Origin of the sequence: Tepidimonas sp. (genome assembly GCF_036824975.1) — a bacterium.
GTDB lineage: Bacteria > Pseudomonadota > Gammaproteobacteria > Burkholderiales > Burkholderiaceae_C > Tepidimonas.
In genome coordinates, this window is sequence record NZ_DAISZC010000016.1 from 19,761 (window position 1) to 28,621 (window position 8,861).

Below are 8,861 nucleotides of genomic sequence, written 5' to 3' on the forward strand. Positions count from 1 at the left end.
TGTACCCGATTCAGGTGGCGGCGGTCATCCTGCTGGTGGGCATGATCGCGGCGATCGCAATGACGCTGCGCGGCCGCAAGGACACCAAAACCATCGATCCGGGCGTGCAGGTGCGCGTCAAGGCCAGTGAGCGGCTGCAGGTGCTGAGCGTGCCGCCCGCGCGCGTGGCCGAAGCGGCCAAGGAGGAGCGGGCATGAATACGCTGGGCACCCTGGGGATTGGCCATTTTCTGGCGGTGGGCGCAATCCTGTTTGCGCTGTCGGTGGTGGGGATTTTTCTCAACCGCAAAAACCTGATCGTGCTGCTGATGGCCATCGAGCTGATGCTGCTGGCGGTTAACATCAACTTTGTGGCCTTCGCCCACTACCTGGGCGATCTGCACGGGCAGGTGTTCGTATTCTTCATCCTGACCGTAGCGGCGGCGGAGTCGGCCATCGGCTTGGCGATTCTGGTGCTGCTGTTCCGCAATAAGTCGTCGATCGACGTCCAGACGCTCGACGCCCTCAAGGGCTGAGACGCACTTCGCAATCCACGCGACACCTACCATGACGACACTTTCCGCAAGCATGCTGCTGGCCGTGCCGTTGGCGCCCCTGGTGGGCGCGGCGGCGGCCGGTATCCTGGGCACCCAGCTGGGTGGCAACTGGATTGGTCGCCGCTGGGCGCACAGTCTCACCATTTTGGGCGTGCTGGTGTCCTTTATCCTGTCGGCGATCACGCTCAAACGGGTCGCGCTCGACGGTGCCTACTTCGATCAGACCCTCTACGAGTGGATGGTCATCGGCGGGCTGAAGATGGAGGTCGGCTTCTTGGTCGACGGCCTGACCGCGATGATGATGTGCGTGGTCACCTTCGTGTCGCTGATGGTGCACATCTACACCATCGGCTACATGGAGGACGACCCGGGCTACAACCGCTTCTTCGCCTATATCTCGCTGTTTACGTTTTCGATGCTCATGCTGGTCATGAGCAACAACCTGTTGCAGCTGTTTTTTGGCTGGGAAGCGGTGGGGCTGGTGTCGTACCTGCTGATTGGCTTCTGGTTCAACAAACCCACGGCCATCTTCGCCAACATGAAGGCGTTCTTGGTCAACCGGGTGGGCGACTTCGGCTTCATCCTGGGCATCGGGCTGCTGGCGGCCTACACCGGCACGCTGAATTACAACGAGATCTTCGACAAGGCACCGGAGCTGGCCGCCATTGAGTTCCCGTGGTACGTCTTTGGTCAAGAGGCGATGTTGGTCACCGTGATCGGTATCTGCCTATTCATCGGCGCCATGGGCAAGAGCGCGCAGTTTCCGCTGCATGTGTGGCTGCCCGATTCGATGGAGGGCCCGACACCGATCTCGGCGCTGATCCACGCCGCCACGATGGTCACGGCCGGTATCTTCATGGTCGCGCGCATGTCGCCGATCTACGAGTTGTCGGATGCGGCGCTGAACTTCATCCTCGTGATCGGGGCCATCACGGCGCTCTTTATGGGCTTTCTCGGCATCATCCAGAACGACATCAAGCGCGTGGTGGCGTACTCCACGCTGTCGCAGCTGGGCTACATGACGGTGGCGCTGGGGGCGTCGGCCTATTCGGTGGCGGTGTTCCACCTGATGACGCACGCCTTCTTCAAGGCGCTGCTGTTCCTGGCGGCGGGGTCGGTGATCATTGGCATGCATCACAACCAGGACATCCGCTACATGGGTGGGCTGCGCCGCTACATGCCTATCACGTGGCTCACGTTCCTGCTCGGCACGCTGGCGCTGATTGGCACACCGCTGTTCTCGGGCTTTTACTCCAAGGACGCCATCATCGAGGCGGTGCATTTCAGCAATCTGCCGGCGTCGGGCTTTGCCTACTTCGCCGTGCTGGCTGGCGTTTTCGTCACGGCGTTCTATTCGTTCCGCGTGTATTTCTTGGTCTTTCACGGCCCTGAACGCTACGACCAGAACCCGGACGCGCACCACGTCCATCACGGGGGGCATGATGACCATGGCGACGGCAAGCCGCACGAGTCCCCGTGGGTGGTGACGGCGCCGCTGCTGGCGCTGGCCGTGCCGTCGGTGGTGATCGGATACCTGACGATCGGACCGATGCTGTTTGGGGACTTCCTGGCCGCCTCGATCGAGGTCCACGCGGACAAGCATCCGGCGATGGCGAAGTTTGCCGAGATCTTCCACGGCCCGCTGGCGATGGCGCTGCACGCCTTCAGCGCCCCGCCGCTGTATCTGGCGGCAGCCGGGGCGCTGTCGGCGTGGTACCTGTACCTGGTGCGGCCCGAAATGCCCGGGCGCATCGCGCAGGCGCTGCGGCCCATCGTCGTGGTGCTGGAAAACAAGTACTACATGGACTGGATCAACGAGCACATCATCGCGCGCGCCGCGCGTGCCATTGGCGTCGGTCTGTGGAAGGGGGGCGATCGCGGCGTCATCGAAGCTGGCATCGTCAACCTGAGCTGGAAGCTGGTGGGGGCGGTCGCCGGCATCGTGCGGCGGGTACAGACCGGCTATCTATACCACTACGCGTTTGTGATGATTGCGGGTGTCCTGGCCTTGATGACCTACTTCGTCTGGCTCGCCAAATAAGGAGAACGACAGCATGGGTTTGTTGAGTCTGGCGATTTGGACGCCGATCGTCGTAGGCGCCGTGCTGCTGGCGCTGGGGCGTGATGAGCACGTCCGCGTCGTGCGCTGGGTCGCGCTGGTGGGAGCGCTGCTGGGGCTGGCCGTCACCGTGCCGCTGGTGGCGGGCTTCGATGGCGGTAGCGCGGCCATGCAGTTCGTCGAAAAAGCCCCTTGGATCGAGCGCTTCAACGTGCACTACCACCTGGGCATTGACGGCATTTCGCTGTGGCTGATCGTGTTGACGGCGTTCATCACCGTCATCGTTGTGATCGCCGGCTGGGAAGTGATTACCGAGCGCGTCAATCAGTACATGGGCGCGTTCCTGATCTTGTCCGGGCTAATGATTGGCGTGTTCGCGTCGCTGGACGCGATGCTGTTCTACATCTTCTTCGAGGCGACGCTGATTCCGATGTACATCATCATCGGTATCTGGGGTGGTCCGAACCGCATCTATGCGGCGTTTAAGTTTTTCCTGTACACGCTGCTGGGCTCGCTGCTGATGCTGGTGGCGCTGATCTACCTGTACAACGCCTCGGGTGGCAGCTTCGCGCTGGCCGATTGGCACCGGCTGCCGTTGGGGGCCACTGCACAGAGCGCGCTGTTCTTTGCCTTCCTGGCGGCGTTTGCGGTGAAGGTGCCGATGTGGCCGGTGCACACCTGGTTGCCGGACGTGCACGTGGAGGCCCCCACCGGCGGCTCGGCTGTGCTGGCGGCGATCATGCTCAAGCTGGGAGCGTACGGCTTCCTGCGGTTTTCGCTGCCGATTACGCCCGACGCCGCGCACGAATGGGCGCCGCTGATGATCGCGCTGTCGCTGGTGGCAGTGATCTACGTCGGCCTGGTGGCCATGGTGCAGCAAGACATGAAGAAGCTGGTGGCGTACTCCTCGGTGGCGCACATGGGGTTCGTGACGCTGGGCTTTTTCGTGTTCAACGACCTTGGGCTGGCGGGCGGCATCGTGCAAATGCTGGCGCACGGCTTCGTCTCGGCGGCGATGTTCCTGTGCATCGGCGTGCTGTACGACCGCGTGCACTCGCGTGAGATCCGCGACTACGGCGGCGTGCTCAACACCATGCCGGCGTTCGGCGCCTTTGCGCTGTTGTTCGTGATGGCCAACGCCGGCCTGCCCGGGACGGCCGGCTTCGTTGGCGAGTGGATGGTGATCCTGGCGGCGGTCAAAGTCAACTTCTGGGTGGGGCTGCTCGCGGCCACGTCGCTCATCTTCGGCGCGGCGTATTCGCTGTGGATGTTCAAGCGGGTGTATCTGGGCGCACCGGTGCACGAGCACGTCAAGGCGCTCAAGGACATCAATGCGCGTGAGTTCCTGGTGTTGGCGTTGCTGGCCCTGATGGTGCTGTATTTCGGTATCCACCCTAAGCCGTTTACCGACACCATCGACCCTGCGGTGCAGCAACTGCTCAAGCAGGTATCGGTTTCCAAGCTGGGCTGATGCCCCCGGATTTCTTTTACCCGAGAAAGCGTTCGTCCCATGATTGATGCTGTCAGCTGGGCCACTGCCACCCCCGAGTTGTTGCTGCTCGGCATGGCATGCGTAATCGCCCTGTACGACCTGTTTGTGGATACCCCGCTGCGCGACGCGACGTTTCGCCTGACCCAGCTGACACTGGCAGTGGTAGCGGCGCTCGAGGGTTACCTGGCGCTCAGTGGCCAGACCTTGGTCGGTTTCGGCGGCATGATCGTCAGCGATCCGCTGGGGGCGTGGCTCAAGCTGTTTGCGACGGTGGCGCTGATGGTGACGCTGCTGTATGCGCGTCCGTACGCGGCCGGGCGGGACATGCTGCGCGGCGGCGAGCTGTTCACGCTGTCGATGTTTGCGCTGCTGGGCATGTTCGTGATGATCTCCGGGCACCACTTCCTGGTGATCTATCTGGGGTTGGAGCTGCTGACGCTGTCGAGCTACGCGCTGGTAGCGCTGCGGCGCGACGACGCGCGCGCCACCGAGGCGGCGATGAAGTATTTCGTGCTGGGTGCATTGGCCAGCGGCTTCCTGCTCTATGGTCTGTCGCTGATCTATGGGGTCACCGGCAGCCTCGGCGTGCGTGAAGTGGCGCAGGCAGTGGCGGGGGGCGTACAGCAGCCGCTGGTGCTAACGCTGGGCGTGGTGTTCGTGGTTGCCGGTCTGGCATTCAAGCTGGGGGTGGTGCCTTTCCATATGTGGGTGCCCGACATCTATCATGGGGCACCGACGGCGATCACGCTGCTGATCGGCGGCGCGCCCAAGCTGGCGGCCTTCGCCATCCTCGTGCGCCTGCTGGCTGAAGGGTTGCCTGCGGCAGCGGTCGAATGGCAGCAGATGCTGGCCTTCCTGGCGGTGGCATCGCTGCTGATCGGCAACCTGGCTGCGGTGGCGCAGACCAACCTCAAGCGCATGCTGGCGTTTTCGACCATTGCCCAGATGGGCTTTATGCTGCTGGCACTGGTGGGCGGCGTGGTGGAGGCAGACCGCAGCGGCATGGGCGATGCGTGGGCGGCGGCGATGTTCTACGTCGTCACCTACGTGCTGACCACGCTGGCCACCTTCGGCGTGATGCTGCTGCTGGCGCGCGACGGCTTCGAATCGGAGGAGATTGCCGACTTTGCCGGGCTGAACCAGCGCAGCCCGCTGTACGCGGGGGTGCTGGCGGCGTGCATGTTCTCGCTGGCCGGTGTGCCACCGCTGGTCGGTTTTTATGCCAAGCTGGCGGTGTTGCAGGCGCTGGTGGCCGCCGGTGGCGGGCTGTATGTGGGGTTGGCCGTGTTTGCGGTGCTGGCGTCGCTGGTGGGGGCGTTTTATTACCTGCGCGTCGTCAAGGTCATGTACTTCGATGCGCCGACACAGACGGCGACGATTACCGCACCGGTGGCGGTGCGAGCGGTGCTGTCCCTCAACGGCGCGTTGGTGCTGATGCTGGGCCTGCTGCCCGGTGGGCTGATGACGTTGTGTGTGCAGGCGGTGCGTGCGGTTTTGTGAGGCCGGTTAGACTGCGCGCATGAGTTTGCAATCCGCTGTGTACGCGGTGATCGCGTTGGCGCTGATCGCCGCCAATCTGCCGTTTCTGAACGATCGCTGGCTGCTGGTGTGGCGGGCCCGCGGCGGCGTCAAGCCGCTGTGGGGGCGGCTGGCGGAGCTGGTGCTGTGGTATGGCGTCGTTGGCGTGGTGGCCGTGGGGCTGGAGCAGCATCTGGGGCAGCGCTATCCACAGGGCTGGGAGTTTTACGCGATCACCGCCGCGATGTTTCTGACGTTTGCGTTTCCCGGCTTTGTCGGGCGCTATCTGCTGCGGCGGTAAGGCGAGCAAGGGGTGCGTCCATGTCTGCCGCTGCCTTGCTGCCCGATCGGCAGCCCGCCCATCTGACCGAGACCGCGTGTGAACGCAGCACGCTGTGGCAGGGGCACTTTTTGCGCCTGCAGCGCGACTGCGTGCGCCTGCCCGACGGGCGGCAGGCGTGGCGCGAGTATCTGCACCACCCGGGCGCCGTGATGGTGATCCCTTGCCTCGACGACGGCCGCCTTGTCGTCGAGCGGCAGTACCGCTATCCGGTGCAGCAGGCGATGATCGAGTTTCCCGCGGGAAAGCGCGATGCGGGGGAGTCGGCGATTGTTTGTGCCGTGCGTGAACTGCGCGAGGAAACGGGCTACACCGCCCGCGAGTGGGCGCGTGCAGGCGTGCTACACCCCGCCATCGGTTACGCTGACGAATGCATCGAGATCTGGTTTGCGCGCGGTTTGCAGGCCGGCCCGCGCGTGCTAGACGACGGCGAACACCTGGACGTGCTGGTGGTGGACGCCGAGGCGTTGCTCGCCGCCGTCCGTGACGGGGTCGTCACGGACGGCAAGACGCTGGCCGGACTGCTGTGGTGGCAGCGTGTCAGCACCGGGGCGTGGCCGCTGCAGTGGCGCACCACCGTCGCGTGGCTGGGCGACGGTGCCGACACAGCTGACATGCCGACGGACAAAGCGGCGGGGGCAACCGGCGCCAGCGACGGCCGGGCCGACATGCCCGCGCCCCCTCAGGCCACCAGAGACGCCCCGGGCACGCCCGGCGTGGGAGCGGGCGCATGAAGGTACTGGATTTGGCGTGCGCACAGGGGCACGTGTTTGAGGGGTGGTTCGGCAGCGAAGAGGATTACCTGCAGCAACGTGCGGCCGGCCTGATCGAATGCCCGGTTTGTGGTGACCATACCATCGACAAGCGGCTGAGCGCCCCGTACGTGCACACCCCACGCAGCACGGTGGTGCCGGCGGCGCCCGCGCCCGCCGAAGGCGTGCGCGCACCGGTGCTGTCGCCCGAGGAGCAGTCGCGCCTGTTGCGCGCCCTGCGGGCGCTGGTGCGCGACAGCGATGACGTGGGCGAGCGCTTTGCCGAGGAGGCGCGCGCCATGCACCGGGGCGAGGTGCCCGCGCGCAGCATCCGGGGCCGCGCTACCGCGCAGGAAGCCGTGGCGCTGCTGGAGGAGGGTGTGCCGGTGCTGCCATTGCCCGACACGCCCCTGCTCAAAGAACCCCTGCAATAGGGCGCCGCCCTCAGGGGTAAAGACCGCGCAGGTCGCGTGCGCGCAGGATGCGCTCGCACGCCACGATGAAGGTGGCGGTGCGCAGTGTTACGCCCTTGTCGCTGGCCACCTGCCATACCCCGTCCAGCGCCCCCCGCATCACCGCTACCAGGCGCTGATTGATTTCCTCCTCGCTCCAGAAGAAGCTGGAGAAGTCCTGCACCCATTCGAAGTAGCTGACGGTGACGCCCCCGGCGTTGGCGATCACGTCGGGCACCACCAGTACGCGGCGTTCGTTGAGAATGTCGTCGGCCTCGGGCGTGGTCGGCCCGTTGGCCCCTTCGATGACGAGGCGGGCCTGGATGCGGTGGGCATTGTCGTGCGTGATCTGCTGCTCCAGCGCTGCGGGGATCAGGATGTCGCACGGCGTGTCCCAGAACCGGTCGCGCTCGATGGCCTCGGCCCCGGCGAACCCGGCCACAGTACCGTGGGCCTTGGCGTGCGCCAGTAGGGCCGGGATGTCCAGGCCCGCCTCGCGGTAGACGCAGCCGGCGTGATCCTGCACCGCCACCACGCGCGCACCGGCTTCGGCGAACAGCTTGGCGGCGATGCCGCCCACGTTACCGAAGCCCTGCACCGCCACGCGCGCACCCACCAGGTCCAGGCCGATGCGCCGCGCGGCCTCGGCTCCCACGGTGAAAACACCGCGTCCGGTGGCTTCGTGCCGCCCCAGCGAGCCGCCCAGGCTGATGGGCTTGCCGGTCACCACCCCGGTGGCGGTCTCGCCGATGTTCATCGAGTAGGTGTCCATCATCCACGCCATGACCCGTTCGTTGGTGTTGACGTCTGGCGCGGGGATGTCCTTGGTGGGGCCGATGATGATGCCAATTTCGCTGGTGTAGCGGCGCGTCAGGCGCTCCAGCTCGCCCATCGACAGCTGTCGGGGATCGACACGGATGCCGCCCTTGGCGCCACCGAACGGCACGTTGACGGCGGCATTTTTGATCGACATCCAGGCCGCCAGCGCCATCACCTCGGACAGCGTGACGTCCTGGTGAAAGCGCACGCCCCCCTTGCCGGGCCCGCGCGAGGTGTTGTGCTGTACGCGGTAGCCTTCGAAATGCGCCACCGTGCCATCGTCCATCTGGATCGGGACATCGACGATGAGAATGCGCTTGGGGCGCTTGAGCGTTTCGACCCAGCGCGCGAGGTTGCCCAGATAGGGGGTGACACGATCGACCTGTTGCAGAAAGATACCCCAGGGGCCGAGGTGGTGCGGGTCGAGGTAGGATGGCAACGTGTGCATGGTCGAAGAAACAGGGTGTTGCGTCATGTGGCTACAGGGAGTTAGTGAAACGTGACGCGCAGCTTACGGCGGCGGCGCGCGGCTGTCCAACGCCGGTTGGCGATCCGGCTATGCGCGCTGCGCATGAATGCGCGGCGAGCTGGCTGTGCTGGCCCAGGAAGCGCTGGCCGCGCCGTTGCGCGTTGGGGCGGCAGATCAGCGCCGTGCTGACTTTGGGGTTTCGTGCCACTTGGTGTCGGCGCGCGTGTTGCCGTGCGTTGTGTCGTTGGGATTTCGGTTTTTTCCCTATCCCCAGTGGTCGGCATCCACGCCCGTGTCGCGGCGCGGACGCCCGCGTGGTGACGCCGACTGCGCAGGCAGGGCAGAATCTGGCGCTGTGAAATCGCCCGTTCTCCCCGCGTCGTTCGATCCCCGTCGCGTGCCGGTGTTGGCGTGCGATGCGCACC

Annotated in this window: 8 protein-coding genes and 1 pseudogene; 8 read left to right on the top strand and 1 reads right to left on the bottom strand. The window is 65.2% G+C overall.

Translation table 11 applies throughout. From position 1 onward, the window contains the following. The 8 genes and pseudogenes from V7Z54_RS03390 to V7Z54_RS03425 all read left to right on the top strand — a co-directional run. Positions 1 to 197: pseudogene (locus V7Z54_RS03390) on the top strand (NADH-quinone oxidoreductase subunit J); the annotation flags it as partial. Continuing rightward, complete coding sequence (gene nuoK / locus V7Z54_RS03395; RefSeq protein WP_334134359.1) at positions 194 to 514, top strand: NADH-quinone oxidoreductase subunit NuoK; 321 nt, start codon at positions 194 to 196, stop codon at positions 512 to 514. The pseudogene V7Z54_RS03390 and the gene nuoK, both read left to right, overlap by 4 nt. 31 nt (positions 515 to 545) lie before the next feature. Then, entirely contained in the window at positions 546 to 2,576 is a 2,031-nt protein-coding gene (gene nuoL, locus V7Z54_RS03400) for an NADH-quinone oxidoreductase subunit L (RefSeq protein WP_334134360.1), read from the top strand. A 13-nt stretch (positions 2,577 to 2,589) separates the two neighbouring features. Beyond that, a complete protein-coding gene (locus tag V7Z54_RS03405) occupies positions 2,590 to 4,065 on the top strand; it encodes an NADH-quinone oxidoreductase subunit M (protein ID WP_334134361.1) in 1,476 nt (491 codons plus the stop codon). 39 nt (positions 4,066 to 4,104) lie between these two features. Next, positions 4,105 to 5,586, top strand: coding sequence for an NADH-quinone oxidoreductase subunit NuoN (nuoN, locus tag V7Z54_RS03410; protein WP_334134362.1), 1,482 nt, complete (start codon positions 4,105 to 4,107; stop codon positions 5,584 to 5,586). A 19-nt stretch (positions 5,587 to 5,605) separates the two neighbouring features. Continuing rightward, positions 5,606 to 5,905: a DUF2818 family protein gene (locus V7Z54_RS03415; RefSeq protein WP_334134363.1), complete on the top strand. Its 300-nt coding sequence runs from the start codon at positions 5,606 to 5,608 to the stop codon at positions 5,903 to 5,905. A gap of 20 nt (positions 5,906 to 5,925) precedes the next feature. Then, positions 5,926 to 6,678: an NUDIX hydrolase gene (locus V7Z54_RS03420; RefSeq protein WP_334134364.1), complete on the top strand. Its 753-nt coding sequence runs from the start codon at positions 5,926 to 5,928 to the stop codon at positions 6,676 to 6,678. Then, a complete protein-coding gene (locus V7Z54_RS03425) occupies positions 6,675 to 7,130 on the top strand; it encodes a DUF1178 family protein (RefSeq protein ID WP_334134366.1) in 456 nt (151 codons plus the stop codon). The genes V7Z54_RS03420 and V7Z54_RS03425 overlap by 4 nt, the downstream gene beginning before the upstream one ends. Before the next feature lie 10 nt (positions 7,131 to 7,140). Here V7Z54_RS03425 and V7Z54_RS03430 read toward each other — a convergent pair whose 3' ends face one another. After that, on the bottom strand, positions 7,141 to 8,415 hold the full coding sequence (locus tag V7Z54_RS03430; RefSeq protein WP_334134367.1) for a Glu/Leu/Phe/Val family dehydrogenase: 1,275 nt from the start codon (positions 8,413 to 8,415) through the stop codon (positions 7,141 to 7,143). Positions 8,416 to 8,861 lie beyond the last annotated feature (446 nt).

Coding starts and splice junctions, on each gene's coding strand:
- nuoL (WP_334134360.1), top strand. CDS start 546: ATGACGACACTTTCCGCAAGCATGCTGCTGGCCGTGCCGTTGGCGCCC.
- nuoN (WP_334134362.1), top strand. CDS start 4,105: ATGATTGATGCTGTCAGCTGGGCCACTGCCACCCCCGAGTTGTTGCTG.
- V7Z54_RS03425 (WP_334134366.1), top strand. CDS start 6,675: ATGAAGGTACTGGATTTGGCGTGCGCACAGGGGCACGTGTTTGAGGGG.
- V7Z54_RS03405 (WP_334134361.1), top strand. CDS start 2,590: ATGGGTTTGTTGAGTCTGGCGATTTGGACGCCGATCGTCGTAGGCGCC.
- V7Z54_RS03415 (WP_334134363.1), top strand. CDS start 5,606: ATGAGTTTGCAATCCGCTGTGTACGCGGTGATCGCGTTGGCGCTGATC.
- V7Z54_RS03430 (WP_334134367.1), bottom strand. CDS start 8,415: ATGCACACGTTGCCATCCTACCTCGACCCGCACCACCTCGGCCCCTGG.
- V7Z54_RS03420 (WP_334134364.1), top strand. CDS start 5,926: ATGTCTGCCGCTGCCTTGCTGCCCGATCGGCAGCCCGCCCATCTGACC.
- nuoK (WP_334134359.1), top strand. CDS start 194: ATGAATACGCTGGGCACCCTGGGGATTGGCCATTTTCTGGCGGTGGGC.